Consider the following 26,242-nt stretch of genomic DNA (forward strand, 5'->3'; position numbering starts at 1 on the left):
GGGCTAGGCTCGCCCACACCATGGGTACGTATAGGTTCGCCGGCCGCGACGGCGTGGAATTGGCGTGGACCGAGATCGGCGCCGGCCGAACGCTCGTTTTCCTGCCCGGCTTCGGCGGGGCAGGCTCGCGTCTGCTTGAGTACGACCCGGTTCTCACCCTTGCCGAGCATGGGTACCGCGTCGTTGTTCCGGACTCGCGTGGCTGCGGAAGCAGCGGCAAACCGGATGGTCCTTCCGGGTATCCGTCAGACGTGCTTGCCGACGATGGCTTCGCCCTCATCGAACATCTCGGACTCGGCGATCGAGACTATGACCTCGCCGGATATTCACTCGGTGCACGCATCGTCGTCAGGATGCTCGCACGGGGCGCGCAGCCCGGGCACGCCATCGTGGCTGGACAGGGATTGGCGAAGGTGACCGGCCCGCAACAGAGTGGGACGAATCACCGAGTCCTCACCGCCCTTGCCAGGGGAGTCGCGATCGAGCCCGGGTCGACGGATGCGCGGATAGCCGAGGCGCTCTCGCGCGGCGGCACGGAGCCCCGGACGCTGCTGTACCTGTTGAATTCACTGGTCTCGACCCCTGAGGCCGCCCTGGCACAGATTGCTGTCCCGACGCGTGTCGCGATCGGTGATCGGGACGAACGCTCCGAAGCCGATCAGCTGGCGTCGCTCTTGCAGAACGGGCGGTACGTCTCCGTTCCGGGCGATCACGGCAGCGCTCTGGTATCGCCCGAACTGGCCAACGCAATCGTCGAGTTCCTCGCCGCGCGCTGACATCCGGGTGCCAAAACCGCACGTGAACCGATCCGATTACGTCCCTAGCGCTGACGGAAACCGCCGCCCTCACACCACGGGCGTGTCACCTACGGCTGTTGCCTGCTGCGCCAGAACATCGGCGAGTACCCGTGCGTGGATCTCTTCGGTGAGGGTGTGGATCAGCCGAGTGAGCTCGGTGTTCTCCTTGAGCAGCGATCCCTGCTCCTGATAATCGCGGTCGGCCTTTGCCTGTTGGAAGGCCGCCTGACGGTTTTGTCCGATCATCACGAACGTTGATAGGAAGATCGCCTCCAGCGAGACGATGAGGGTCAACGTGGGCCACGGCGACTTCTCGAGCACGAGCATCCATACCGCGAACAACAGAATGTGCAGATAGACGAACCACATCGAGCCGGCGAAGGCCGTGATCGCGTCGGCGACGCGCAGCTGGATGCTTGCGGCGCGACGTTCCGCCTCGGCCCGCACAGTCGGATGGAGTGACCCGAGATCGGACTTCTTCAGCAGGATCCTTGGGCGCAAGTGCGGCACCGGATGCTTGGGGGCGACAGTGGTGGCGTCGGCAGCGTTGGTCATGTGATTTCTCCGAGGTTAGAGGCCGGCCGATCCAGCCGGATTAGGACTGAGACTAGAGTCCGCCCTCAAGCGCGACGATCAAACTGAGATGGTGCTCAGACTCCCCGGGCGGCTCCTGCCCGACCGCCAGACTCGCCACGGTCGACTCGACGATGAACGCCGGACCGCTGGTCCACGTTGAGCGTGAGGAGTCTTAGAAGTCGACTGGCGTATGTGTCCACGGTCTTGAGCCGTGGTTGGCATTTGCCAGCGTTTCAAGGGTCACGTTCACGTCGTGATCACCGGCGCGTTGGCGCCACTCTTGAACGAGGTCCGAAAGGATCTCGCCGGACATGGCGAGCATTCGAAGTCCCTTTGCGGATGGTGTGACGATTTGTTCACGACGATCGTTCGGGTTCCGGATTCGCTTGGCGAAGTCGGCTGCTTCAAGGCCCTGGATGGTTCTGGCTGCCGCCTGTTTGGACACGCCGAGGCGCTGAGCGAGCTCTATGCCGGTACATCCTTCACCCATCGCCTGCATCGCCAGCCCCTGCGCGGCTGTGACGTTGGAAAAGCCGACCGCGGCCAGACGGCGGTGTAGTTCATCAACCATTCCACGAAAGGTCGCGAGCAGGAGGAACGGAGCCGCATTGTCTGGAACACTGCTCGCCACGTCACCCAGACTACCAAACAGTCAACATGATTGACCGAGGTCGGTATCGTCTCCTATAGTCAACATCGTTGACCGATAGGAGATCTCATGATCCGAACGTCCGCGGAATCCGCCGATTCATTCACCGCGCACGACGTGGTTTTCCACTCGCACGTGCGCTCACAGCTGGGCTCGCGTCAGCTCGCCGCATGGCGCGCGGACTTCGTTCCCAACACGGCAGGGCGACCGCACCGCATGTCAGCAGAGGAGGTCTTCCACGTTCTCGCGGGAGAAATCACCACAGAGGTCGATGGGTACACGGCGCTACTCAGGGCAGGCGAGACAATCGCAGTACCGGCAGGATCGCTCTTCTGCGCGAGCAATCTATCGGGCAGGCCGGCTTCTGCATGGGTGGTGACTCCTGTGGGAATGACGGTGACGATGGAAGACGACTCGTCCTTCATGGCTCCACCGTGGGCCCAGTAGAAGCCACGACTCGGGACGAGCGAAAGCGACGATCGGTCTCAGGTCTATCTGTCCTGGAGGTGCAGCCGGCCCCTGTCGCTGGCGACGCTTACCATGCCGGTGTGGCGGAACCGGTGGATCAGTGGTGGGCGAGGCGCCAGTTCTCGCGCGGCACCGACGTGCCCTATCCGGTCGGAACGTATCGGGAGGCGTGGGCTTCGTTTCCTGCGTTGATCAGGCAGTATCATCCTGACCTGAACCAGGGGTTCACTCTCTCGCAGATCCCGCCCGCGGCAGAGGTTCTGCTGCAGTGGCAGTGCGAGGCTGGCCACATCTTCGTGGCGACGCCTGCGGAGCAGCGCGAGCGGCCCGGGCAGCGGCGCAGGCGTTCGGCGTGGTGTCCCGAATGCACACGGCTGGCGCTCTCGCGCCCCAATCCACGGCTGAGCGTGGTTGAGGATGGGCCACGACCTGCGCGACCACCCCGGCCGGCGCGGAGGATCTGCGACAAGACGCCGGCGCTGCCCGTCGGAACCGCGTTCCTAAGTGTGTGCGCTCCGAAGCCGGCATCCGCGGTCGAGGCGGAGCTGCGTGCGGGGCTCGAATCGCGACTCGCCTTCACGGCGGGGCTGAACGCCATCCGCATCGGCCGCCCGTTCTTCGACCACCTCGAGGTGTGGCCCGACATCTTGCTGCCCGAACTGCAGGTCGCGGTGGAATACGACAGCACCGGACGGCACGGGCTCGAGCATGTCGGCAAACGACAGAGGGTCGACGAGCGCAAGGACCGCGCAGTGCGCTCGACCGGCTGGGAGGTGGTGCGCATCCGAACCGGCCGACTTCCTGCCCTTGGACCGCATGACATCGTCGCGTCGGGTCTGACGAAGAAGACGTACGAGCGGATCATCGACGAACTCCGCGAGATCCGCGGCCAGCTGTTCGTCGACGCCTACCTGCGTTGACGCGACGGTCACTCGTGTTCTGGCAGCAGCGGCGCGGACAAGCCAGGATCACGACCGAGTTGCGCGGCCCGGGACACCGAGGCCGCGCCGAAACGGTCCCGCACAGCGTCGACCGCCGCGTCGAGTCGAGATCCCTCACCCCAGTCGATCGGCAGCTCGGGCTGGATGCTGTCCGTGCGGCCCAGCTGCGACAAGGAGATCCCGATGAGGGTGATGCCGTGTTCCGCGATCTTCGGCTCAGCGACGGCGAGCAGGCCTTGCGCGATGGCGAGCAGCACCGCCGTGCGGTCGGTCGGGCACCGGAGCGTGCGCGAACGGGTGGCTTTCGTGTAATCGCCGTAGCGGAGGCGCAGCACGACGGTGCGGCACGTGCGGTCCTTGTCGCGAAGCCTACGAGCGAGACGATCGATGATCTGGGTGAGGATGAGGTCGAGTTCCTCGACCGTTCTCGGGCGCGAGCCGAGCGCGCGCTGGGACCCGATGGATCCGCGCCGCCGCGTGGTGTCTACGGGCCGGGGATCCCGCAACCTGGCCAACGCGTGCACATGCGCACCGACCGCCTTGCCCAGGGCCTTTTGCGCCGTCCCCTCTTCCAGCTCGGCCAGCTGCCCGACGGTACGGATGCCCAACCGATGCAGCTTCTCGGCCGTCACGGCACCGACTCCCCACAATCGCTCCACCGGGAGCGGGAGCAGGAACTCCTCTTCCCGTGCGGGTTCGACGACAAGGAGTCCGTCGGGCTTGCTCACCGCGCTGGCCACCTTGGCGAGGAACTTGGTACGCGCAACCCCGACCGAGATCGCGAGACCCACTTCCGCGCGCACCCGCGCCCGCAACCGCACCGCGATCTCTTCGGGTGTGCCCGCGATGCGTCGAAGACCGCCAACTTCGAGGAACGCCTCATCGATGGAAAGCCCCTCGACCAGAGGCGTCGTGTCGCGGAAGATCGCGAACACGTCCTTGCTCGCCGCGGAGTAGGCATCCATGCGCGGGGGAACGACGACGGCATCCGGGCACAGCTCGCGTGCCTGATGCCCGCCCATCGCGGTGCGGACGCCTCGAGCCTTCGCCTCGTAGCTCGCCGCCAGCACGACGCCACCGCCCACGATGACGGGCCTGCCCCGCAACTGCGGAGCGTCGCGCTGCTCGACCGAGGCGTAGAAGGCGTCGAGATCGGCGTGCAGCACCGTTGCTTCGCCACGCATGCCAGCCTCCGCGATTCGAACCTATGTACGAATGATGGCACGGGCGGCTGACATCAAGCGAGTATCAACCGACCTTTTCTGCCACCCTGTCGGGCTCAACTGCATGCGACTCCGAAGCATCCTGCTCGAAGCGCTTCCCTCGCGAGCGGTAGTAGTCCCGCCACACGAGCCGATGCACCGGGATCCACTTCGGAATGGTCCGCAACCCGGGGATGAACGGGATGAGCGCCAGCAGAACCGTGAGGATACCCATGATGAGCACGACCAGCAGGTCGGCGTTCGGCGCCGATGCGAAAGGCTCCACCTGGTAGAAGAACGAGAACAGCCACAGCCACGACTGGCCCGGATAGTTGCCGGTCTCGTTCATCATTCCCCACTGGTCGCCGGTCAGATGCTGAGCCGTAGCCAGGTTCTGGAAGTAGGCACCGTCGCCGAGGAACAGGATCGCCTTGGTGTAGTCCTGGTTGTAGAAGCCGTTCTGTCCGGCGAGTGCGCCGTCGAGCGCACCGCTTCGCGCCATCCCGGTGAGCGAAGTGATAAGAGCCGGGACCGGTCCGTAGGCGGTGCGAGCAGTCGGAAGCGCGGACGACTTGTTGGCGGCGAGCGCCTTGCCGTAGTTCGTCGTCCATCGTGCCTGATCGGCCGCTGACGCCCCTGTCCATGTGTCGACGGCCGCCGGCATGTGCGGCAAGGTCTTCAACGGCGCGATCACGAACGCGTTCGCCGTATCGATCGGGATGCGGACGCCGGACATGCTCTGCAGGTCTAGTGGCCCGATGGTCTGGGTCGCGTCCGGCGTGTGGTCATAAGGAGGACCGTAAGTGGCGGTGTCGCTCGTTCTGCCGAGCTCGGCCGTCGCCGTGGTCGCGAAGTCGATGGGCTGCGCTTTCGACCAGGCTGCGAACGTCACGCTCGGCTCGTCGGGGGATCCGAGAATGGCGACGAGCCCGAGTGTGAGCAGGGAGACGACCACGAATCCGACGGCGACCTCTTTGACCAGGTCGTAATCACGGACGCGTCCACGCCAGGGCCGGCTGACCAGGTCGTCGCCCGAACGCCAGGACATGCGCGGTTTCGAACTCATCGTCCTACCTCCGACTCATTGCCCGGCCTGACGACCTGGTCGTCTGTTTCGTCCGCGTCGATCGGCGGCACGACCCCGTGCATCCGAACGAGGAGAACGTGAAGAACCACGATCGCGGCAACCGCGATCGGGAGCAGAACGATGTGCCAGGTGAACATCTGCCCGAGATTGGCAACATTGAACCAGGCGCCTACCCCGACCGCGTTCAGTGCGTCCTTGCCCTCGAAGGCGATCCATTGCGAGTCGAAGTTCGTTTGCAAGAGGTAACCGGTGAACCCGGCGACGATCGACACGGCAAACGCGATCACGCCGGTGATCCAAGTCAGCACGCGTCCGCCCCGCCACGCGGCCATCCAGTACTTGCCCCAGAGGTGCACCACCATGAAGAGGAAGAACAGTTCGACGCTCCACAGGTGCACACCGTTGGTGAAGTGCCCGACCGACGACACGTGGTACCAGGCGGGACCGTTCAGGCTGAGCACCAGGCCCGAGATGACGACGACGGCGAGCGCAGCGAGCGCGGCCATGCCGAACACGTAAATCCAGGATGCAACATAGCTGGGCTGATCCTGCGGCAGCAGCTTGTCCGGTGGGAGGCGTTTCAGAAGCCACCGGCGGATCCGACCCGTCCAGGTATAGACCTCGTCGTCGCTCATTTCCGGCGCCGCGCTCTCGGGAACGGCACGATCAGCGCCAGAACGAAGAGGGCGAGCATGATCGCGATGACGATCAGGTTGCCCAGCTGAACGACGAAAGCACCGAAGCCGATGTAGATCCCAGGTGTCGCACTTTCGATGATCCCCATCACGTGCTCCCTTATTTCCGACTTCTGCGTATTGCTCTGAGCGTGCGGCGCACGGCTACGAGGGCATAGGGCCGAAGGTCCTTCAGGTGTTCTCTTACGCCTGGCCGGCGTTGGCGTCTGGAATGCGCGCGTTCATGGCCCGAGCCCGATCGCCAACAGCTCCCTTCGAAGGGACCGAGGGCCCTTTCAGATGCACCGCCGATGTCGCGGGACTTTCTGCCCTGCCGCTGCGCGCACGACATGGCTTGGCTCGTACTGCGCCGACCGGTATCCGACGGCGCACCGCATACGACCGGAGGACTGTGAAATGAAGGCTCTCGTGTACAACGGCCCGGGCGAGAAGAGCTGGACCGAGGTGCCGGACCGCGTGATCCAGCGTCCGACCGACATCATCGTGAAGATGGTGGCCACGACCATCTGCGGCACCGACTTGCACATCCTCAAGGGCGATGTGCCAGAAGTGGCGAAAGGCCGCATTCTGGGGCACGAGGGCATCGGTGTTATCACCGAGATCGGATCGGGGATCACCCAACTCGCCATCGGCGACCGTGTGATCCTTGCCTGCATCAGTTCGTGCGGAGTGTGCTCGAACTGTCGCAAGGGCCTGTACAGCCACTGTCTGAGCCCAGAGGGGACGCCCGGGATCGGGTGGATCTTCGGGTACATGATCGACGGCACGCAAGCGGAATACGTCCGCGTCCCGTTCGCTGAGAACTCCGTGTACAAGGTGCCGGATGGAGTGACCGACGCCGAAGGCATCCTGCTCTCGGACATCCTCCCGACCGGTTTCGAGATCGGGGTGCAGTACGGGCACGTCCAGCCCGGCGACGTTGTCGCAGTCGTCGGCTCAGGGCCGGTCGGACTCGCGGCGGTGATGACGGCACGGTTGTACGGCCCGTCGAAAGTCATCGCCATCGACCTCGACGACGCTCGACTCGCTCGTGCACGAGACTTCGGCGCCACGGACATCGTCAACTCAGGGCAGACGGACTGGAAGGACCAGGTTCTGGCCCTCACCGACGGCGACGGCGTCGACGTGGCGATCGAGGCAGTCGGCGTGCCTCAAACGTTCACGATGGCCGTGGATATCGTGCGGCCAGGCGGGCACGTCGCCAACATCGGAGTGCACGGCAAGCCCGTCGAGCTGGCGCTCAACAAACTCTGGATCCGCAACATCGACATCTCCACAGGGCTGGTGAACACCAACACCCTTGGCATGCTGCTGAAGCTGGTGAGCCAGCACCGCCTCCCAGCGGACAGGTTCGTGACGCACCGTTTCAACTTCGATCAGCTGATGGATGCCTACGAAGTCTTCGGGAACGCAGCCGAATACAACGCGCTCAAAGTCCTGATCCAGGCCTGAGGCCTCGTGCTTGGGCCCGGCCTTCCTGCCCCGCTGCAGTGTGGACGGGACGCTTGAGGTCAGAGAGCCGCCGCGCCCAGCTCGGCTTCAAGACGTTCGACGTCAGCCCTGTGGCACAATTCGGTCGCGGGGGTCGTCACAGCAGCCGCGCCTGCGGCCACGGCCGCGCGGAATGCATCCTCGACGGAGCGTTCCTGCGCAAGCCTCAGCACGAACGCCGCGAGGAAGCAGTCACCTGCACCTACGGTGCTCACTACGTCTACGGACGGTGCGCGCAATCGCACGACTCCCGCCTTCGACGCCAGAACAGCACCGGCGTCTCCCAGCGTCAGTGCGACGTACTCCGCCGATCCATCTGCGATCAGGGCGGACGCGGCTTCCAGCTGACTGCGCTCGCTGTCCAGCGTCACGCCGAAATGTGCTCCTAGTTCGCGGCGGCTTGGCGTAACCAGAAACACTCCCTCGGCGAGCGCCTCGGTCAGCGCAGGCCCGGTGGAGTCGACCACGCAACGAGCCCCGCTGTCGCGAGCGAGGCGGACCACTCGTGCGTAGAAGTCGTCGGGAACCCCGGGTGGCAGGCTCCCGCTCGCCACCAGGTACCCTCCGGGCTCGATCGCCTGGCTCACGAAGTCCAGACAGGCACCCCACTCCTCCTCGCTCAGCGTCGGGCCTTCGAGGACGAAGCGGTACTGAGCACCGCTGGAGTTCTCATCCACAGTGAAGCTTTCGCGCGTGCTGCCTTCAATGGGAACTACCACGCTCGGCAGGCGTTCGGTTTCGATGAGGCGGCGATAGGCCTCCCCGACAGGTCCCCCTGCCGTATACACCGCAAGCGTGCGGCCCCCTAACCGCCTCACGACCCTCGACACGTTGACCCCGCCACCACCTGGATCCAAGCGGCTCGTGGTGCACCGCAGCTTGTGGTTGCCGACCACCTGCTCAGTGGACGTACTGATGTCCAGGGCCGGGTTGACCGTCAGAGTCAGGATCGGTCCGCCCCGGAGCTGTGTGGCTTCCACGCGGCCAAGCATAGGCCGGGAGGGCGCTGTGGCTCGTGACGTGGGTGCCCCCGCACGGGGCCGAGTGCAGAGCGATGATATGTAGAACGGATGCTCGTTGGCGTAGTTCTCTTAGGCCACCGGCACATCCAGCCCAATGGCGTCAGATGAGGCGCTAGCCGGCTGCCTCCTGAACCGTTCGCAGCAGGAGACAGAACTCGTTGCCCTCTGGATCGGCGAGCACCACCCAGGTCGCGTCGGCTGGCTGTCCGACATCGATCTTGGTCGCCCCCAGCGCCAGCAGTCGCTGCAATTCCTCACTCTGACTGGTGCCGTCGGCCCGGAGGTCTAGGTGGATGCGGTTCTTCACGGTCTTTCCATCGAGAACCCGTCCGATCTCGATTCGCGGCCCCGACCCATCGGCCGGGCCGATGTCGGCTCCCGTGGCATCGGACAGCAGAAGTTCCCACCCGAGCACGGATCGCCAGAACTCGGCGACCCGCTGGGGATCGAGAGCAACCATCGAGATAGCGGCGATGCGACTGGTCATTCGGGAAGCCTACGAGCGGCTGCGAGAAGAGAACAAGGCATAGCGCGCGGAATCTGTGCTGCCGTCTCTCCCGGCTTGCTGGATGCCGCCCGTGAGTAATTGCAACTCACCGCCGCGTGCAGACAACAGGCATAGCGTTGACCGCTATTGCCGACGAACAGAGGCCTCATGCAGATCAACAAAGTTCGCGTCGATGGGCAGATGTTCATCCTGCAGCCTGAACAAGACGTCGACGCACTCCAAAGCGAGATCGTCGATGCTGCTCGTGCCGGCGGTGATTTCGTAAGCTTCAACACCGTTGGCCGATACAGCATGTCGGTGCTCATCACCGCGGGTGTCGTTGTGCGGTTCGAAGTGATCGACATGCCGGAGGAACAAGTCAACGAGTGGGAAGAGCGACCCCCGAACATTGAGCCGAACGAGGAGCAGTATGACGAACTCCTCACCTGGGAGTATTAGTTCCGCGTCGCACGGCGCCAGCTTGCATCCTCACGCCTCGCGACGGTGCCGGAGTGCTCGACTTGGAAGACAGGCGGGAGCTAGAGCATGGCGATGAAGCTGGTCATCGAGACAGACATCTTCGACGACGTCGACGACGTGGGAGCACTGGCGTTGGCACATGCGCTGGCCGATGAGGGCCGCGCCGAGATCACCGCGGTCTTCGTGAACACGCCGAGCCGCTGGGGACACCTCGCAGTCAAGGTGGTCAACCGCGCTTTCGGGCGGCCCGAGATCCCCGTGGGCCTGCGCCTTCCAGTGGACGACAACATCGCCGAGAACGACTACGCGAAGCAACTCGTCGCCCGCTTTGGGTCACCCGCCGACTCTGAGGACGTGCATGACGCGGTGGCATTGTGGCGCGACGTTCTCGACTCGGCGGACGAACAATCTCTGGTTCTCGTCTCACTCGGGTTCTACGACAATCTCGTCGCACTGCTCGACACCGTCGATGGTGAATTGATTCGTCGAAAGATCAGCCACGGCGCTGTCATGGGCGGCCGCTTTCCGAACGGCGTGGAATTCAACTTTGCAAAGGCGCCCGCACTTACGCAGCGCTTCCTCCGCGAGTGGCCGACGCCACTGGACTTCCTCGGATGGGAAATGGGCACCGACGTCGAGAGCGGGCGCAGCCTGACGGCTTCGAGCCGGCTCGACCCGGTCTCGTCCGCCTATCGACTCTTCTGCGGCCCCGATGGCGGACGCCCCAGCTGGGATCCGATGGCCGTCGCTCTGGCCGTCGACGCTGAGGACTGGGGCCTCACGCTCAGCGAACCCGGGAGCGTGTCGGTTGACGACGATGGACACAACGTCTGGCGCCCCGACCGCAATGGGACGATGCGCTACGTATCAGCAACCCCACCGGCCGCCGTCGTCGGAAACCGCATCGACACTCTGGTGGTATCCGCCGTCGACAAGCGCGTCGTCAGCGCGCCACCGCCCGGGTGAGAGACTGAACTCCTGGAGGACGCCATGGCAGATGCAGCAGCAACTGAGGGCAACGTTCAAAGCTGATGGACCTGGCCGAAAATCCGAGCGTGGCGTTCGAGGGGTCGGCGTTTCGCGAGACCGAAGCATCGGAAGAAGTCTGACGACTGACGCTGATCTCGTCCTTGGGGTCGCTTTGGGCTGATCACGGCGAGGTCCGGCGCAGGTTGCTGTCGTCCGGAGTGCGCCGCCGTGGTCACCGGCATCCGCTAGCTTTGCCGTCATGCTGATACCCGTTGCCGGCCTCCCTGAGCTGTCCTGGACCCACAAGCCGGGCGCGGCGTCGTACGACGCCTCCGCGGGCGAGCTCACACTCACGGCGGCTGGCGGGGTGGACTGGTCGAACGATGCGCTCGGCGGCCCTTCGCAACACGAGGCGACGAGCCTTGGGTTCGATGCGCCCGGGGACGACTTCACCCTCTCGGCCCGTACTCGCGTCACCAGCGCACGCACAACATTCGACGCAGCGGTGCTGGCCCTGCACAGCGACGACGATCATTGGGCGAAGCTCTGCTTCGAGTACTCGCCGGCCGGCCAGGCGATGGTTGTCACCGTGGTCACCGACCGCTTCTCCGATGACTGCAACAGCGCCGTCGTTACCGGCACCGATGTTCATCTGCGAATCGCACGCCTCGGGGATGCCTGGGCCTTCCACTCCTCGACGGACGGCGTTCGCTGGGATTTCGGCAGACTGTTCCACCTGGTCCCCGGTGGCGCTCGATGGAAGGTCGGATTCATGGCTCAGGCGCCGATGGGCGACTCGTGCACCGCGGTATTCGACCGGATCGCGCTGCGCCACGAGCGCCTCAGCGATCTCAGGAACGGCGCCTGATCCCTACGCGACTGGAATGAGCATCCGAGGCGGATGCCGCATGCGAGCGGCCGCAGCATCTCGAGACCGAGAGCTGCGGCCGCTTTCACGCGCCTTGGATCAGGCGGCCGCCGGTTCCCGCAGCTGCGCGAGACCCTCCGCCAGGGTGGTCGTCGGACGGCCGATAAGCTCGCCGAGCGTCGGCGACGCTTGGCCAAGCGCACCGTCGCGGATGTTGCCGTCAAGCGCGGCGACGAATACGGCCGTTCCCTCGTCGAGGCCCGCGTCGGTGAGGATGCGAACGTGCTCCTCGGGTGCGACGGAGCGGTAGACGACATCGCGCCCAAGGAGCGTGCTCGCCTCGCGGGCGAACTCCTCGAAGGTCCAGGCGCGGTCTCCACTCAGCTCGTAGATTGCGCCGTCGTGACCCGGTGTGGTGAGGACGACGGCGGTCGCTTCCGCATACTCCGCACGCGTCGCGCTCGCCACTCGACCGTCGCCAGCGCTTCCGACGATCTCACCGGTCGCGGCGGCCACGTCGAGGGTTCCCGCGTAGTTCTCGGTGTACCAGTTGTTTCGCAGAACTGTCACGGTGAGGCCGGAGTCGGCGAGAAGCCGCTCAGTCTCGGCGTGCTCGGGCGCGAGCACCAACTCGGAGGTGGTCGCGTAGGGCGCACTCGTGTAGACGACGCGCCCGACGCCTGTTCGCACGGCCGCATCGATCGCGTTGCGGTGCTGCGGCACGCGCTTCCCCGTCTCGGATCCCGAAACGAGCAGCAACACGTCTGCGCCGTCGAAGGCGCCGTCGAGCGTCTCAGGCTGCTCGAAATCGATGACGGCGGTCTCGACTCCGCGCTCGGCGAGAGGTGCGAGGCGCTCCGCGCTGCGTCCGAGGGCACGAATGGTGCCGGCAGGTACGCCGCGCTCCAGGAGGGACTCGACGACGAGACGGCCGAGCTGGCCGGTGGCACCGGTGACGACGATGGTCATGGGGGATCCTTTCGATGGGTTCGTCATGGTCAACCCGCGGAAGGTAACCAAACTTCCCAAACGGCGGTACCCACCTTTTGGTAAGTTACTTACGTGGATACCGGAATTGAGTCGTTGAACGGCTTCGGCTTCACCGATGGCGTTCTTCCATCGGAATGCCCGAGCCGCATCGTGCTGAATCACATCACGAGTACGTGGGGTGTGCTCATCCTGGTCGCCCTATCGCGGAGCGACCTGCGATGGGGCGAGTTGCGCCGAACGGTGCAGGGCATCAGCGAGAAGATGCTTGCGCAGACGTTGCGCATCCTCGAGAAGGACGGGTTCGTGCTGCGTACCGCCCAGCCGACCGTGCCGCCGCGCGTTGACTACAGCCTGACGCCGCGCGGTCGTGAGGTGACGGAGCGACTGCTGCCCCTGATGGGTTGGATCGCCGAGAATGCCGACGAGATCGTCGCCTGAACCTCGCGGGCAGACGGCGGAAGCCCGGACGCGCTAGTCGAACAGCACCACGACCTTGTCCGCGGCTCCCGGTGTGGTCGCGTTTGCGACGAGGCGGTCAGGCGACGCTGACCCCGAGCTGATCGGCGACTTCACGCACGCGCTGATGGCCGTCGCGACCCGGGCCACCGAGGATCGGGCGCGGGACCCCAGCGCGCGACAGGACCTCGACAAACACGTCGCCGACCGACTACGCCCCTTCGTCGCTGCGCTCCGGGATGCCCTTCCCCGGTAACGCGGCAGCATACGCGTCCGCCGCGGCATCCGGTCTTGTGCTCGCCAACCTACCGGTCGTTAGGTAGACTAGTGCCATGAGCTCGGACACCGACACCCGCGTTCGACGTCGTAGTGGCGCCCAGACACGTCGATTGGCACAGCGGGTCGCACTCGAGCTGTTCACCAGGTACGGGTACGAGCGAACGTCGTTACGGCAAATCGCGGAAGCGCTGGGGATCAACAAGGCGTCGCTCTACTACCACTTCGCTTCGAAAGAGGCGATCCTTCAATCCCTCATGGATGAACGTGGGAGCGAGGCAGAGCAGCTGATCGAATGGCTACACCAGCAGCCCCGCACTGCGGATCTGCTCGAGCAGGCGGTATTGCGCTGGGTTTTGTCCTTCTCGGCGGACAAGCTCCGCGCCATCCGTTTCATGGCAGCCAACCCGCTGGTCATCCGAGACCTCGCAAAGGGCGGCGGTGACCGAGTCGGCTCGCTGCTCAGCGCTCTCATCGACGACCTGAGCGAACTGCTTCCCGAGCGCACCGACGAGAACGTGCTGCTGCTGCGGATGTCGGTCCTGAGCATCAACTCGGCAGCGCAAGCAGTTGCCCCTGGCGTTGACAATGCCGTCATCGTCAACGCTGCACAGCGCGCGGCTCGAGCCCTCCTCCGGGAGATCAGCCGCGCGAGCTGACCCGGCCTGCGCAATTGCTCGAGCGACAAGGGCGAGCCAGAACCGCGCAACCAGAAAGAAGAGAGCCATGACGATTCTGCTCATCGTCCAGTTGGTACTGGCTGGTCTGTTGGCCGGGGAAGAATTCATTGTTCGCTGGGGAATTCAACCGGCGATCGCCTCACTGCCCGACGACGCGCACGTGCGTACGCGGATTGCTCTGGTGAAACGCTTGAAGGTAGTCGTCCCGATCCTTATGGTGGCGGCGGTGCTCGCCTCGGTCGCGGTGTTGATCGGCGAAGGTCTCGCGCAAGGATTTGGATTCCGAATCGCCGGAATGGTGGCTCTCATCATCTTCGTTCTCGCGTCGTTTCTCGGCACGGTCCCGATCAACATGGGGGTCAACGACTGGAATCCCGACGATCTACCGGCTGACTGGGCTTCCGTGGTGACACGTTGGCAGCGGATCGACGTTCTCCGCTCAACTGCTGCCGGGCTGGCATTCGTACTGTTCATCGTCGCACTCGTGACGCGGACTGCATTGTGAGCCGCCGCCCCTATTCGGGTAGCAGCACCCGCACGTGGTCCCGGATCTCTTGCACCACCTCGTTCACCGGGGCGGCGATGTTGTTGGTCGCTGCCATGGCGATGAACATGGCGGCGGAGACGAGGTGCGCCCTTGTCGCGGCATCCTTCTCGCCGATGCGCCCGTCGCGTAGCAGCACGGCCCTGATCGCCTCTTCGGTCTGCACGGTCAGCTCCAGCGCAGCACGATGGTTGGGTTCCGCGGGGTCGCCGAAGACGATCTCGCGCAGATAGGTTCGTCCGTTGTCGATCTGCTTGCGGTTGCACTCCACGACCGGTCGCACGATCGCCATCAGCGCGTCGAGGGGGTCGCGGATGCCTTGCGCCGCCGACTTGCCCTGCTCGAGCGCCTCGGCGTAGGTCGAGTTCTGCACGAGGAGCAGCAACTCGGCCTTGCTCTTGGCATAGAGGAACAGCGTTCCTGCGCCGATGTCTGCCCGGTCGGCGATCTCCTGGGTGGTGACGTCGTCGACGCCGCGCTCGGCGAAGAGCTCTTTGGCTCCAGCCATGATGCGGTCTAGCTTCTCCTGCTTGTTCCGCTCACGTCGGCCGGGCGACTTGGATGCCAGGGGCATGGCTGTCCTTCGTTGCTGAATGGGCTGGGACCTGCGGCCACTCATTCTTTCACGTGGCCCGGGAAGGCCTCCGTTCCGGTCACGGGCGTCACGGGAAATCGACGGCGGCGGGTCACGACGTGGCGCCCGACCCGAGGAACTCGACGGCGACGGGAGCGAACCGGTCGTGGAACTGGAAGACCCCGCCGTGTCCCGAGTCCGGGTAGATGATCAGGTCGGAGCCCTTGATGCGCCGGTGCAGGTCCTCGGAAAGAACCGACGGCACCATGCGATCGTTGTCGCCGTTGGCGATCAGGGTGGGTTGGCTCACGCGTGACAGGTCGGCGGAGGCCGAGCGTCCGAAGTTCTTGATCGCCTTAAGCTGTGTCGGCAGTCCCGGAGTCCTGAATGCCGTATCGCGGTCGGTGGTGCGTTCCTTCAAGCGTTCGACAAAGGCACGCCCGGCACGCTTGCCTGTGACGTTGCGGTTGAAGAACAAGAACTCCTTCGGATCCGACCGCGTGAGCGCAGCTCGGAGAACATCCCAATACGTGACGCGGGCCACCTTGTCCATGTCCTTGCCGCCCCTGGGGCCGGTGCCGGTGAGGATGAGCTGGCGCACGAGGTCGGGATGCTTCAGCACGAGGTCCTGCGCGATCATCCCGCCCATCGAGAAGGAGAAGACGTCGATCTTCTCGTATCCGAGTGCCTTGACGAAGGAGTAGGCGCCATCCGCCATCGCCTCGATGCTGTCTCGAACGCGGCCGGTGGAGCTTCCGACGCCGGACTGGTCGAAGGTGATGACGTGGCGATTCTTTGCGATGGGATCGACGATGCGCGGGTCCCAGTTGTCCATGTTTCCGGCGAGGTGCACGAAGAACACCACAGGGATCCCGCTCTTCGGTCCCAGCTCTCGGTACGCGTAGGTCACGCCGCCGGCCTCGACCGTGCGGGTCGGCGCCTGAGCGTATGACGTGATGACGGCTTCGTTCGATAAGTCTTCGGTGTTCATGATGTTCTCCTGTTTCGGTGTGGGTGTGATGGATGAAGCTGCTCAGGCGTGGCTGACCACGGCCTTGCCTCGGATGCCGCCCGAGGACAGTGATCGCACCGCTTCGGCCGTCTGGTCGAAGCGGAAGACGCGTCCGACGACGGGACGGATCGCGCCGTTGTCTACGAGGGCGCTGACCTGACGTAGCTGGTCGCCGCTTGCGCGAACGAAGAGGAACTCGTACCGCACGCCGAGCCGCCGAGCCCGTCGGCGAATGCGGGCGCTGAGCGCGGACATCGCCAAGCGCAGCACCGGGTTGGCCCCGGTCTCGCGGGCGAACGCGGCGTCCGGCGGCCCGGCTATGCCGATGGCCTTTCCACCGGCCCGCAGCACGCTCAACGACCTCTCCAGGTTGGGGCCCCCGACGCTGTCGAGCACGAGGTCGTAGCCGTCGATGAGTTCTTCGAACCGCTGATTGCGGTAATCGATGACGATGTCCGCACCGAGCTCGCGGACGAAGCCGAAGTTGCCCGCGCTGACGGTAGTAGCGACGGATGCCCCGAGCTGCTTTGCGAGCTGGATCGCGATGGTCCCGACGCCGCCCGCACCGCCGTGGATGAGCACGCGTTGCCCCGCTCGCACGCGCCCCTTCTCGACGAGCGCCTGCCAAGCGGTCAGCGCAACGAGCGGGAGCGAGGCCGCTTCCTCGAACGTCACAGTCGCCGGCTTCAGAGCCAGGTCTTGTTCCGCAACCGCGATCCGCTCGGCGAACGTTCCGATCCGGTCCTTGTTCGGACGGGCGTACACCTCGTCTCCCGGGGCGAAGCCGCGCACCTCGGCGCCGACGGCAGCGACCGTTCCCGCGACGTCGTTGCCCAGAACCTGCGGCAACCGGTACGGGAGTATCTGCTTGAACTCGCCGGCACGGATCCTCTCGTCCAACGCATTGACGCCTGCTGCTCGCACCTGAACGAGCACATCGCTAAGGCCCAGAACAGGCTCGGGCACATCCGCTTCATACAGCGGACCCTTGTACTCGCTGACGACGAAAGCGCGCATGTCCATTCCTTCTCGGTTCGAGGCGCTCTTTCGGCTACGTGTGATGACCGAGGTCTCGACCTCCTGTCACCCGGAAAGTCGAGCGCGCTCAATTATGAGCACACTCATGTTTCGATGTCAACGCCACCTGGCATCGCCCGAGAACGACTTCGAGCCCGGTCAGTGAGGAGACTGACCGGGCTCGAAGGGCTTTTGTGCGTTCCAGCTCTGGCGCTGATTCACTTCCGCGCGCAGGTGGGTTGCCAGTCGCGTGTCAGGGATGGACGGGCAGCCCTTGCCGGCTGGACGGTTATCTCCATATCGATTTCAGGTGCCAGGCCTGCACGGAGTCGACCGTGGCCGTGCCGCCGGCGGCGAAGGCGGTGACTCCCGTACTCGAGGCATCTGGCAAGATCTGCTCGGTCAGCACACGCGTTCCGTCGGCAGCGAAAACCTCGACAGAAGAGGCGTCGACGAGGATGTGCAGGCTGATCCCACCTTGGGCATCCAGCGTGAGCGGGGCTGTTGCTCGTCCCGAGAACGACGGATTGAAGCTGGTGTTTCCCGACTGGGTGCGATCGATGTACAGCTCTCCGCTGCCGGTGTCGTATCCGATCTGAGTGGACTGTCCGTTGCCGACGCGAACGTTGAGGCCGAACGTCGATGCTGTCCCGGCGGTGAGACGAGCGTTCAGCTCCAGTTCCGCCCCGTTAATGGGAAGCGCTGTGGTGCCCGAGACCTTCGTCTTCCGGACGTTCGCGGCCGGTCCGCTTCGCAAGGTGTTCAACCCCTTCACTGGGTCTTGGACCAGTTGCACGCTGCCGTCCACGGTTCGCAGGGACTCTGTCCGAGGGAACGATTCCGCGCCTTGCCACGGTGAGGTGGGCACGTTGGCCGCGTACGCCCAGTTGTTCATCCATGCGATGTTGATCCGCTGACCGTTCGGTGCGTCGTTCCAGGTGTTCTCGGCGTAGAAGTCGGATCCGTAGTCGATCCAGTGTGCACGCTGGATCTGGTTCAGCGCCGGCTTGGATGCCAGGGTGAAGTCGTCTGCGAGGATGTGTCCCCAGCCGCCCGTCGCGTTGTCAACGATCTGCAGTTGCGCTTGCTTGCCCTGCAGGTCGGCGAGGTTCCAGGATGCCCAGTCGAGGCTCTCGCTGTTCTTGCCGGTAGCCGAGCGCACAACTTTTCCGTCTACGAGGAGGTTCACCGAGGTCTGGTTGTCCCACACGGGCGCCTTCTCGTTGGCGAAGACGATATCGCCCACCATCAGATGCCCCCAGCCGGTGGAGCCGTCGTTCTGATCGACGACCTGGATCTGTGCTTGCTTCCCCTGATAGCCGGATGTATCCCAGGTAGCCCACTGCAGGTTCCCGGTGTTGTTCCCGGTGGCAGTCTCGACAACCTTCCCGTCGATGATGAGGTTCACGGCTGTCGGATTCGCTTGACTCATCGGGTGCGTACCGCCGGCGATCTGCAGATCGATGTACGGACTGTTGACGGCGAAGGTGGACGACGTGATGGTCCCCTGGCCGGGGTCGCCATCTGGTCCCCAGGTGTCCAGCACGCCGGTGCTGACCTGGTTTCCGAGCTGCTCATGGCTGGGTCCGGTGCCGACGAACGCTCCCGTGGTCGTCCAGCCTGGGTCATATGCGGATCCAGAGAAGTCGGTGAAAACGGTCCCGCTCGGGAGAGTGCCGAATGGGACGGCGCCCGCGGTGAACGGGTTCTGACCTCCACCCACCAGGAAGTTGAGGTACTGCTTGTCAATAGTGAAATCGGGTGAGGTCAGGCTTCCAGTGGAGGCGTCTCCGCCGTTGTAGCTGTTCACCAGGTAGGTGCCGGAGTAGCCGGTAACTGTCTGCTGATCGGGCAGTGCGCCAGCCGCGGGTGCGCTGCCGAAGGCGCTTCCTGTCGTTGTCCAGTCGCCGTAGCTTCCTGACTCGAAGCCGTCCAGCGCCGTTCCGGCCGGTGGGGTGTAGGTGGCCGGACCGTCGGGTACGAACGTGGATCCGTTGAATTGCCCTACGAAGTACTGCACACCAGTGCTGCCGACGCTCACGCTCAGCACCCACTTCTGGTTGCGCGTGTTCCCGTCGACCGGCAAGGGGTAGAGGTCGGGCATCTCCCACACTCCGGTGGTCGCCCCGGCAGGTCCGAAGGTGCCGGCTTGCGTCCACTGTTTCAGGTCGGGCGAGGTGTAGAACGCGACTTTGTACTGGTCGCTCAGCGTGACCGCCATCATCCATTCGTGACCAGGCGCGTACCAGAACACTTTGGGATCACGGAAGTTGACCGACCCCATGTCGATCACGGGGTTGCCCGCATAGCGCGTCCAGGTGTGGCCATCGTCCGTGCTGTATGCAACGCTCTGCGACTGCACGTTGGTCCCTGCCTGCACGCTGGTGTAGATCGCCACCATTGCGGGGTTCTTGGCCGTTCCGAACCCGCTGGTGTTCTGACTGTCGACCACGGCACTGCCCGAGAAGAACGCACTGCTGCCCGGATCTGGCGCGGGCCCCGTCACATCAATGTTCGTCCAGTGCGTGAGGTCCTTGCTGACGGCCCCCTTCCATGTCCCGAAACTGAACAAGTAGTAGAGCCCGTTCTTGTAGACCAGTCCATTGGGGTCGCCGATCCAGCCGGTCGGCAGTGAGTAGTGGAATTGCGGACGATACGGCTCTTGGTAGCTCGCGCCGCTGCTTCCCGTGGAAGACGAGACGGGCTGAGGGGTCGCCGCTTCGCTCGGGAGCGGCGCCAGGCCGGCCAGGGCGATTCCGCCGAGTGCAGCTGCAGCGACCGCCTTCGCGAACCGCGCCCGCAAGCTGAGACGCCTGGCCGGGCGGCGGAGGTGTGTTGGAACCATGGAACGACCTTCCTCTCTGAAGGTAAAGCGACTCGGGATGGCCCGTCAGAACAGATCAGGGCAGCGATACGTATGCGTCGCTCCTATCAATGCGTATCGACAACGGTGTGCAGCGGACCCATTCACCCGCCGCGATTTCACGCGACGGTGACGACGTCCTCCGGTCGGGTCACCGATGCGACAGGTTCGGTCTCGACCGTCGTGGCGAGGGTCCACACCACGGCGTCGACCGGCGCCTCGAGTGTCCACGCGGTGCCGCTGAGCGGGTAGGCGCGCGTGGTCAGCGAGCGTCCTGCGTTCGTGAACACCTCGATCACCGACCCGTCGAGGAACACCCTGACCGCGGGCCTGCCGGATGAGGCGTCGAAAGCGTCTATGGCGACCGCGCGGCCACCGCGGGCGCGGGAGCTCGTGCTGGCATGGTCGGTGTCGATGGTGACCGTCCCTTGTGCGGAGTCCAGGTCGATGTCGACCCACTCTTCGGCTCCGAAGCGCAGACGCACTCGGCCGGTGCCGGCGGGCACCGCGATCTCGGACTGAGGTGAAAGTGTCGAACCGTCGGCTGGTCGAGGGTCACCGGTGCGTAACCCGGCGAGCGCGGGATGCGGCTCGCTGCACAGCCGCGCATCGCCGGCATCGTCTGGGCTCAACCAGACCCGTCGCGGCAGCGAGATCGCGCCGGCCCAGCCCTCGTGCTTCCACCACGCCTCGTCGCGTCCCTCCCTGATCCAGCCGAAGAGGAGCGGCCCGTACGAACTCTCTCGAAGGACCGAGGGTGCGTAGAAGTCGTGGCCGTCGTCGACCGCGTGGGGTGCAGGCGCCGCGTCGATCGGGAAGGCCAGAACCGGCCCCGGCCCGTCGGCGAACGACCAGGAGCAGACGACGGCGATCTCGCGGCCGTCGACGCGGATGATCTGCGGGCACTCCCAGCCCTCCCCCGTATCGGCGCCGCCGACGACGCCTCGCTGCAACTCGGTCAGGTGACCGTCGTAGGCCCAGTCCAGACCGTCGTGCGAGCGGTAGTGGCGGATTGCGGCGAGCCCGTCTGCGGCGTCGGAGCCGACCGCCATGTGCCAGCCGTCGGCATCCGTCCATACGAACGGGTCACGGAGCATGCGGATGCCTTCGGTCGTTGCCGGGTCGTCGAGCAACCGAGTCGGAGGACCGAAGTTGGCACCGTTCTCGTCGCTCAGCGCCGTGAGGATGTGCTCCAGTGGCCTCGATTCGATATGGCCGGAGTAATACGCGCGCACTCGGTCACCGTCGACGACCGCGTTACCGGACCAGCATCCGTCTGAGTCGTATCCGCCGGGCAACGGGCTCATGGCGGGACGATGCAGTCTCCAGCGCACGAGGTCGGTCGTCGTCGCGTGTCCCCACTCGACCGGCACGGCCATGTCGGCCAAGGACCGGGACTGGTAGTAGAGATGGAACACGTCGCCGAGCTCGATCGGCCCGTTCGGGTCGTTGAGATAGCCGCGCGGCGGGCTGATGTGGAACTTCGGGCGATGGTGGGGATAGTGGTCGGCCATCGGCTCGCTTTCTTGAGACGCTCGGCCATTTGCGCCGAGCGGTGGACGGGCGACGACCAAGGGACGGCTCAGGGATGCGAGCCGGTCACGGTCGTGCTGGAGGCTGAGTCAGCGGAATGACCCGGCGGTGACGCCTTCGATGAAGTACCGCTGAGCGAAGATGAACAGGATGACGCTGGGGATCATGGCGAGGATGACGCCTGCCAGCACGATCGAGATCGATCCCGTTCCGAGGTTGCCCTGAAGGCCGACGAGGCCGAGCGGCAGCGTGAAGTGGCTCTCGGAGTTGAGGAAGATCAGCGGCCGGTAGAACTCGGCCCAGAACCCGGAGAAGTTCAGGATGCCCAGGGTGGCGATCGCCGGTGACGCCATGCGTGCGTAGACGTGCCAGAAGACGCCGAATTGAGTGGCGCCGTCGATGCGCGCCGCCTCCCCAAGCTCGCGAGGCATCTGCATGAAGTACTGCCGCATGAGGAACGTGCCGAATGCGCTGCCGAGGGCTGGGATGATCAACGCCCCGAGGGAATCGCTGAGACCGAGGATCCTCACGATGACGAACACCGGGATAATGATCGTCTGCAGGGGCACCATCATCGTCGCCAGAAAGACCCCGAACACGACGTTCTTCCCCGGGAACGAGACCATGGCGAAGGCGTAACCGGACAGGGTGCAGGTGATGGTCTGCCCGACCACGATCAGCACCGTGACGATCACGCTGTTGACGAAGAACTGAGCGATCGGGATCTGATTGAACACGGCAACGTAGTTGCCGAAGTCCCAGTCGGTCGGAATCCACTGCGGAGGATTCGAGAACGCCTCTGCAGGGGTGCGCAGCGACGTGCTCAGTGTCCACAGCAGCGGCCCGAACGCGAAGATCGCCCCCAGGATCAGCAGGACCATGCCGACGATGCTGCCCAGCTTCACGATGGGGCGTCGACGGCGCCCCGCGGCACGCACCGTGCTGTCTACTTCGAGTGTCGTCATTGGTAGAACACCAGCTTTCGCGCGGCGAGGAATTGGATGCCCGTGACGAGCAGGATGATCACCAGCAGCAGGATCGCGATGGCCGACGCGTATCCGAACTGCAGGTTCTGGAAACCCGTCTGGTAGATCGAGATCGTCGCCGTGGTTGTCGCCGTCCCAGGGCCGCCCTTCGTCATGATGTAGGGCTGATCGAACAGCTGCATCGCGTTGATCATCGCCACGACGGTCGCGAAGAGGATGGTCGGACTGATCAGGGGGATCTTGATGCGGAACAGCGTGCGCCACGGGCCGGCCCCATCGATCGCGGCGGCCTCGGTGACGTCGGTCGGCACGGAAGTGAGCGCGGCGACGAAGAGCACGAACGTGAAGCCGACCTGCTGCCAGACGACCACGAGGATCATCGTGATCTGCGCGGTCGTCGGATTGATGAGCCAGGGGATGCTGGGCATGCCGAGCTCGTTCAGGTAGTAGTTGATGAACCCGAACTTCGCGTCGAACAGGTATCCCATGAAGATCGAGACGGCCGCGGTGGATGCCAGCAGCGGCAGGTAGAACGTGGTGCGGAAGAACACCTTCGTCCACTTGTGCTTGCGACCGTTCACCAACACGGCCAGGAGCAGGCCGAGGCCGATCTGCAGCACCACGATCCCGATCGCCAGCAGGACCGTGACCCCGAATGACGACAGCACCTGCCCATCGGAGAAGAGCCTCGCGAAGTTCTTGAGGCCCACGAATTGCGGCGGAGTGATGACGTCCCAGGAGAAGAACGAGAGTCCCAACGACACGAGGATCGGGATGAGCGTGAATACGGTGACGAACGCCACCGCCAGCCCGATCATCAGGTAGCCGAACACACCCTCCCTCCGGGCCGCCCGTCGCACACCTGGGCGACGGGCGGCCGTGGAGGCCTTCACCCGAGACGCGGTCGCCCGCGTTTCGGTTGTTGCAGACATCAGGAGTTCGCCGCCGCCTTCTCGAGGTCGGACTGCATGCCGTCGAGCGCCGCCTTCGCGTCACCGCTCGACACGGCCTGCGTCGTGCGCTGGTTCAGCGAGGTGGCAAGCGCCTGGTAGTACGGCGGAGCCGAGATCGGGACCGAGCCATCCAGCTGATCCCAGAACACCGACCAGTGCTCGGGTCCGGTCGTCTTGTAACGCTCCGCTGTCATGAGCGACTTGCGGGCAGGGGTGGTGACATTGCCCGGGAAGACGAGGTCGAATGTCTCGGGCTGAACGAGCATCTTCACCACCTCCCACGCGAGGTCCTTGTTCTTCGAGGTGTTGAAGATGCCGTAGCCGGCCGCGCCGAACAGCGACTTGTTGCTCTTCCACTTCGGGAACGGCGCCACGTCGAAGCTGCCGGTCTTCATGCCCGCGTTATGCAGGCCGCCCGCCCAGAACCCGCCGCCGATGGTCATGCCGATGCGACCATTGGCGAACAGGCCCTGCAGCGTTCCGCCGCCTCCCACGTCGGGCGAAGGGGAGAGGTTCGCCTTCTGCAGTTCGATCACGTACTCGAGAGCCTCAACAGCTGCAGACGAGTTCGCGGTCGGTGCGCCCCACTTGTAACCGCCGGCCCTTCCCTTGGCTTGCGCGTTGTTGGCGTACGCCTTGTTCCACAGCCAGTCGCCGCCCGAGTACTTCTCCTCAGTGAGCAGATTTCCGTTGTTCGCATAAAGGAACGACGTCCAGCTGCCCCACAGGCGCACCACCCAGTCGAAAGCATTCGTGTTCGACCCGAGCGCCGCGAGCTTCTGTGCGTTGTTGTGGAAGTCATCCATGGTCCACGACGCCGAGGGGGCTGAGAGCCCGGCCTTGGAGTACAGGTTGCTGCTGTAGAACATGCTGCCCGCGTTGAAGCTGTCCGTGAGCTCGTACAGGTGCCCCTGGTACATCATCGACTCGACCAGTGCCGGGTGCACATCGTCGAAGTAGCTCTTCAACGAGCTCATGTCCTTCGTGACGTAGGAGTCCAACGGCACGATCATCTGCTTCGACGCCATCTCCTGGAGACCCTCGGTGGCCACACTCACCAGGTCGGGTGCGGAGCCGGCGGCGATCTGGGTCAGCACCTTCGCGATGAAGTCGTTCCAGTCGGTGCCGTTGATCCCGGTGATCTCCAGCGTCGCGTTCTTGTCGATCTTCTTGACCTGCGGTTCAAGCGCCTTCTGCAAGGTGGTCGCCGCGCTCTGCTGGCCGAAGTACAGCATCTTCAGGGTTGCGGAGGCGTTCTTGCTGCTGGTCCCCGCTCCCGCGGACGTTGCCGAACAGGCGGACAGCGCCCCCAGCCCCGTCAGTGCCAAGCCGGTGCCGCCGAGCTTCAATAGCGTGCGACGATCCATGGTCGGGCCAAAGCTGCCGGTCATAGTTCGCTCCTCTCTGAGCAGTCGTATCGCGAGTTCGGGAATCCCACGACTTCGCAACCAATACGTATTTACCGGTGCAACATAACCACGCGCCAAGAAAAATAGCAATACGTATTGGCGTCGTGACAGGATGGTTACGAAAGGGGGAGCATGCCGAAGCAGAGGAACCGCGAGACGGCGCCAGCAGATGCGGTCCCAGACGACCAGGTGGGCGCTCTGCGCCGCGTGACGATGAAGGATGTCGCAAAGCGCGCGGGTGTGAGTCAGCCGACCGTGTCGTTCGTGCTCAACGATCGACGGGATGTCTCGGTCGCCGAGGCCACGCGAGCCCGGGTCTTGGAAGCTGCGAGGGAGCTCAACTTCCAGCCGAACCAAGCGGCGAGGGCTTTGCGCTCGAACAAGTCGTACACGATCGGGGTGATCGCTGATCGCATCATTTCCGAGCCGTACGCCGGTCAGATCGTGCTCGGAGTGCAACAAGCGGTGCAACCGGCAGGCTACGTCTGCTTCGTGGTCGAGACGTCGAGCTCATCGGATGCGGTCGACACCGCCGTGCACAACCTGATCGCGCAGGGCGTCGCCGGGCTCATCTACGCGGCCCCTGGCCCGGAGCCGGTGCATGCCACCATCACCGAAGCCGGCGTGCGCACGATCTTCGTCAACTGCTGGGCAGCCAACCAAGAAGGCACACCCCAGATTCTTGCCGACGAATACCAGGGCGGTCGGGATGCCGCCGCAGCCGTGTTCGCGGCAGGACACCGCCAGGTCGCATACATCGGCGGCCCGGCAGACGACTATGCAACCCAGGAACGCGAACGCGGGCTGGTCGATGCAGCGCTCGAAGCTGGAATCGACCCGGTGAGCATCCGTCGGGAGCACCGCGACTACCAAGTGAACTCCGGCTATGAGCTCGCGCTCACCGTCCTCGCCGAGGACAAGCCCACCGCGCTGATCTGCGGCAACGATCGCATCGCGGTAGGGGCGCTCATGGCGGCGCACTCCGCAGGGCTCGACTGCCCAGACGACATCAGCATCGTGGGATTTGACGACCAGCCAGACATCGCCGCCCAGCTCCACCCTCCCCTGACCACCGTCGCCCTGCCGCACCTTCAAATGGGGCTGGCGGCCGGCCGCATGCTCCTCGCCGACGAAGAGCCGACGGGGCGGCAGCTCATCCCCTGCAGTTACATCCCGCGGGGATCCCTCGCGGGACCACGCACCGCACACGCCTGAGG

General features: G+C 64.7%; 28 protein-coding genes. 11 read left to right on the forward strand and 17 right to left on the reverse strand.

The window, feature by feature from the left end:
- The first annotated feature begins 20 nt into the window (after positions 1-20).
- Positions 21-776 (forward strand): alpha/beta fold hydrolase, encoded by a 756-nt coding sequence (locus tag ACO2Q7_RS08440; RefSeq protein WP_423355158.1) that lies wholly within the window; start codon positions 21-23, stop codon positions 774-776.
- A gap of 69 nt (positions 777-845) precedes the next feature.
- On the opposite strand, the gene ACO2Q7_RS08445 is transcribed toward ACO2Q7_RS08440, so the two are convergent.
- Positions 846-1,352: a DUF1003 domain-containing protein gene (locus tag ACO2Q7_RS08445; RefSeq protein WP_423355159.1), complete on the reverse strand. Its 507-nt coding sequence runs from the start codon at positions 1,350-1,352 to the stop codon at positions 846-848.
- Positions 1,353-1,545: 193 nt separating this feature from the next.
- On the reverse strand, positions 1,546-2,004 hold the full coding sequence (locus ACO2Q7_RS08450; protein ID WP_423355160.1) for a MarR family winged helix-turn-helix transcriptional regulator: 459 nt from the start codon (positions 2,002-2,004) through the stop codon (positions 1,546-1,548).
- Positions 2,005-2,091: 87 nt separating this feature from the next.
- On the opposite strand from ACO2Q7_RS08450, the gene ACO2Q7_RS08455 reads away from it, so the two are divergent.
- Both ACO2Q7_RS08455 and ACO2Q7_RS08460 read left to right on the forward strand, forming a co-directional pair.
- Positions 2,092-2,469 carry a cupin domain-containing protein gene (locus tag ACO2Q7_RS08455; protein WP_423355161.1) on the forward strand — a complete coding sequence of 126 codons (378 nt, stop codon included), beginning with the start codon at positions 2,092-2,094 and terminating at the stop codon, positions 2,467-2,469.
- Between the two features lie 101 nt (positions 2,470-2,570).
- Entirely contained in the window at positions 2,571-3,410 is an 840-nt protein-coding gene (locus ACO2Q7_RS08460) for a zinc-ribbon domain-containing protein (RefSeq protein ID WP_423355162.1), read from the forward strand.
- 8 nt (positions 3,411-3,418) lie between these two features.
- On the opposite strand, the gene dinB is transcribed toward ACO2Q7_RS08460, so the two are convergent.
- From dinB to ACO2Q7_RS08480, 4 genes are all read right to left on the reverse strand, one after another.
- The gene (gene dinB / locus ACO2Q7_RS08465; protein WP_423355163.1) at positions 3,419-4,615 is read right to left on the reverse strand and encodes a DNA polymerase IV; all 1,197 of its coding nucleotides are present in this window, start codon (positions 4,613-4,615) and stop codon (positions 3,419-3,421) included.
- A 64-nt stretch (positions 4,616-4,679) separates the two neighbouring features.
- Positions 4,680-5,681 carry a hypothetical protein gene (locus tag ACO2Q7_RS08470; RefSeq protein WP_423355164.1) on the reverse strand — a complete coding sequence of 334 codons (1,002 nt, stop codon included), beginning with the start codon at positions 5,679-5,681 and terminating at the stop codon, positions 4,680-4,682.
- Between the two features lie 14 nt (positions 5,682-5,695).
- A complete protein-coding gene (locus tag ACO2Q7_RS08475) occupies positions 5,696-6,355 on the reverse strand; it encodes a cytochrome b N-terminal domain-containing protein (RefSeq protein ID WP_423355165.1) in 660 nt (219 codons plus the stop codon).
- Positions 6,352-6,504, reverse strand: coding sequence for a hypothetical protein (locus tag ACO2Q7_RS08480; RefSeq protein WP_423355166.1), 153 nt, complete (start codon positions 6,502-6,504; stop codon positions 6,352-6,354). Before ACO2Q7_RS08480 ends, ACO2Q7_RS08475 begins: the two co-directional genes overlap by 4 nt.
- A gap of 307 nt (positions 6,505-6,811) precedes the next feature.
- Here ACO2Q7_RS08480 and ACO2Q7_RS08485 point away from each other — a divergent pair, with 307 nt between their 5' ends.
- Positions 6,812-7,867 (forward strand): zinc-dependent alcohol dehydrogenase family protein, encoded by a 1,056-nt coding sequence (locus ACO2Q7_RS08485; RefSeq protein ID WP_423355167.1) that lies wholly within the window; start codon positions 6,812-6,814, stop codon positions 7,865-7,867.
- A 59-nt stretch (positions 7,868-7,926) separates the two neighbouring features.
- Here the strand turns inward: ACO2Q7_RS08485 and ACO2Q7_RS08490 are convergent, their stop codons facing one another.
- Positions 7,927-8,886: a 1-phosphofructokinase family hexose kinase gene (locus ACO2Q7_RS08490; protein WP_423355168.1), complete on the reverse strand. Its 960-nt coding sequence runs from the start codon at positions 8,884-8,886 to the stop codon at positions 7,927-7,929.
- 154 nt (positions 8,887-9,040) lie between these two features.
- Entirely contained in the window at positions 9,041-9,415 is a 375-nt protein-coding gene (locus tag ACO2Q7_RS08495; protein WP_423355169.1) for a VOC family protein, read from the reverse strand.
- Positions 9,416-9,583: 168 nt separating this feature from the next.
- Between ACO2Q7_RS08495 and ACO2Q7_RS08500 the strand changes: the two genes are divergently transcribed.
- From ACO2Q7_RS08500 to ACO2Q7_RS08510, 3 genes are all read left to right on the forward strand, one after another.
- On the forward strand, positions 9,584-9,874 hold the full coding sequence (locus ACO2Q7_RS08500) for a hypothetical protein (protein WP_423355170.1): 291 nt from the start codon (positions 9,584-9,586) through the stop codon (positions 9,872-9,874).
- An 87-nt stretch (positions 9,875-9,961) separates the two neighbouring features.
- A complete protein-coding gene (locus tag ACO2Q7_RS08505) occupies positions 9,962-10,861 on the forward strand; it encodes a nucleoside hydrolase (RefSeq protein ID WP_423355171.1) in 900 nt (299 codons plus the stop codon).
- Positions 10,862-11,123: 262 nt separating this feature from the next.
- A complete protein-coding gene (locus ACO2Q7_RS08510; protein ID WP_423355172.1) occupies positions 11,124-11,732 on the forward strand; it encodes a DUF1349 domain-containing protein in 609 nt (202 codons plus the stop codon).
- Between the two features lie 99 nt (positions 11,733-11,831).
- Here ACO2Q7_RS08510 and ACO2Q7_RS08515 read toward each other — a convergent pair whose 3' ends face one another.
- Positions 11,832-12,701, reverse strand: a complete 870-nt coding sequence (locus ACO2Q7_RS08515; RefSeq protein ID WP_423355173.1) for an SDR family oxidoreductase — start codon at positions 12,699-12,701, stop codon at positions 11,832-11,834.
- Positions 12,702-12,794: 93 nt separating this feature from the next.
- Here ACO2Q7_RS08515 and ACO2Q7_RS08520 point away from each other — a divergent pair, with 93 nt between their 5' ends.
- The 3 genes from ACO2Q7_RS08520 to ACO2Q7_RS08530 all read left to right on the forward strand — a co-directional run bounded on the left by ACO2Q7_RS08520 (position 12,795) and on the right by ACO2Q7_RS08530 (position 14,639).
- Positions 12,795-13,160 (forward strand): winged helix-turn-helix transcriptional regulator, encoded by a 366-nt coding sequence (locus ACO2Q7_RS08520; RefSeq protein ID WP_423355174.1) that lies wholly within the window; start codon positions 12,795-12,797, stop codon positions 13,158-13,160.
- Between the two features lie 350 nt (positions 13,161-13,510).
- Complete coding sequence (locus tag ACO2Q7_RS08525; protein ID WP_423355175.1) at positions 13,511-14,113, forward strand: TetR/AcrR family transcriptional regulator; 603 nt, start codon at positions 13,511-13,513, stop codon at positions 14,111-14,113.
- Positions 14,114-14,180: 67 nt separating this feature from the next.
- Positions 14,181-14,639, forward strand: coding sequence for an anthrone oxygenase family protein (locus tag ACO2Q7_RS08530; RefSeq protein WP_423355176.1), 459 nt, complete (start codon positions 14,181-14,183; stop codon positions 14,637-14,639).
- Positions 14,640-14,649: 10 nt separating this feature from the next.
- Here ACO2Q7_RS08530 and ACO2Q7_RS08535 read toward each other — a convergent pair whose 3' ends face one another.
- From ACO2Q7_RS08535 to ACO2Q7_RS08570, 8 genes are all read right to left on the reverse strand, one after another.
- The gene (locus ACO2Q7_RS08535) at positions 14,650-15,252 is read right to left on the reverse strand and encodes a TetR/AcrR family transcriptional regulator (RefSeq protein WP_423355177.1); all 603 of its coding nucleotides are present in this window, start codon (positions 15,250-15,252) and stop codon (positions 14,650-14,652) included.
- A gap of 112 nt (positions 15,253-15,364) precedes the next feature.
- Positions 15,365-16,243: an alpha/beta fold hydrolase gene (locus ACO2Q7_RS08540; protein WP_423355178.1), complete on the reverse strand. Its 879-nt coding sequence runs from the start codon at positions 16,241-16,243 to the stop codon at positions 15,365-15,367.
- Positions 16,244-16,285: 42 nt separating this feature from the next.
- A complete protein-coding gene (locus tag ACO2Q7_RS08545; RefSeq protein WP_423355179.1) occupies positions 16,286-17,281 on the reverse strand; it encodes an NADP-dependent oxidoreductase in 996 nt (331 codons plus the stop codon).
- A 289-nt stretch (positions 17,282-17,570) separates the two neighbouring features.
- Positions 17,571-20,126, reverse strand: a complete 2,556-nt coding sequence (locus ACO2Q7_RS08550; RefSeq protein WP_423355180.1) for a GH32 C-terminal domain-containing protein — start codon at positions 20,124-20,126, stop codon at positions 17,571-17,573.
- Positions 20,127-20,263: 137 nt separating this feature from the next.
- Entirely contained in the window at positions 20,264-21,658 is a 1,395-nt protein-coding gene (locus ACO2Q7_RS08555) for a glycoside hydrolase family 32 protein (protein ID WP_423355181.1), read from the reverse strand.
- 108 nt (positions 21,659-21,766) lie between these two features.
- Positions 21,767-22,642, reverse strand: coding sequence for a carbohydrate ABC transporter permease (locus tag ACO2Q7_RS08560; RefSeq protein ID WP_423355182.1), 876 nt, complete (start codon positions 22,640-22,642; stop codon positions 21,767-21,769).
- Positions 22,639-23,595 carry a carbohydrate ABC transporter permease gene (locus ACO2Q7_RS08565; RefSeq protein ID WP_423355183.1) on the reverse strand — a complete coding sequence of 319 codons (957 nt, stop codon included), beginning with the start codon at positions 23,593-23,595 and terminating at the stop codon, positions 22,639-22,641. Before ACO2Q7_RS08565 ends, ACO2Q7_RS08560 begins: the two co-directional genes overlap by 4 nt.
- Complete coding sequence (locus tag ACO2Q7_RS08570; protein ID WP_423355184.1) at positions 23,595-25,007, reverse strand: ABC transporter substrate-binding protein; 1,413 nt, start codon at positions 25,005-25,007, stop codon at positions 23,595-23,597. The genes ACO2Q7_RS08565 and ACO2Q7_RS08570 overlap by 1 nt, the downstream gene beginning before the upstream one ends.
- Positions 25,008-25,157: 150 nt before the next feature.
- Here ACO2Q7_RS08570 and ACO2Q7_RS08575 point away from each other — a divergent pair, with 150 nt between their 5' ends.
- A complete protein-coding gene (locus ACO2Q7_RS08575) occupies positions 25,158-26,240 on the forward strand; it encodes a LacI family DNA-binding transcriptional regulator (RefSeq protein ID WP_423355185.1) in 1,083 nt (360 codons plus the stop codon).
- The last annotated feature ends 2 nt before the right edge of the window (positions 26,241-26,242 follow it).

Origin of the sequence: Rathayibacter sp. KR2-224, from assembly GCF_049446075.1 — a bacterium.
Taxonomy (GTDB): domain Bacteria; phylum Actinomycetota; class Actinomycetes; order Actinomycetales; family Microbacteriaceae; genus Humibacter.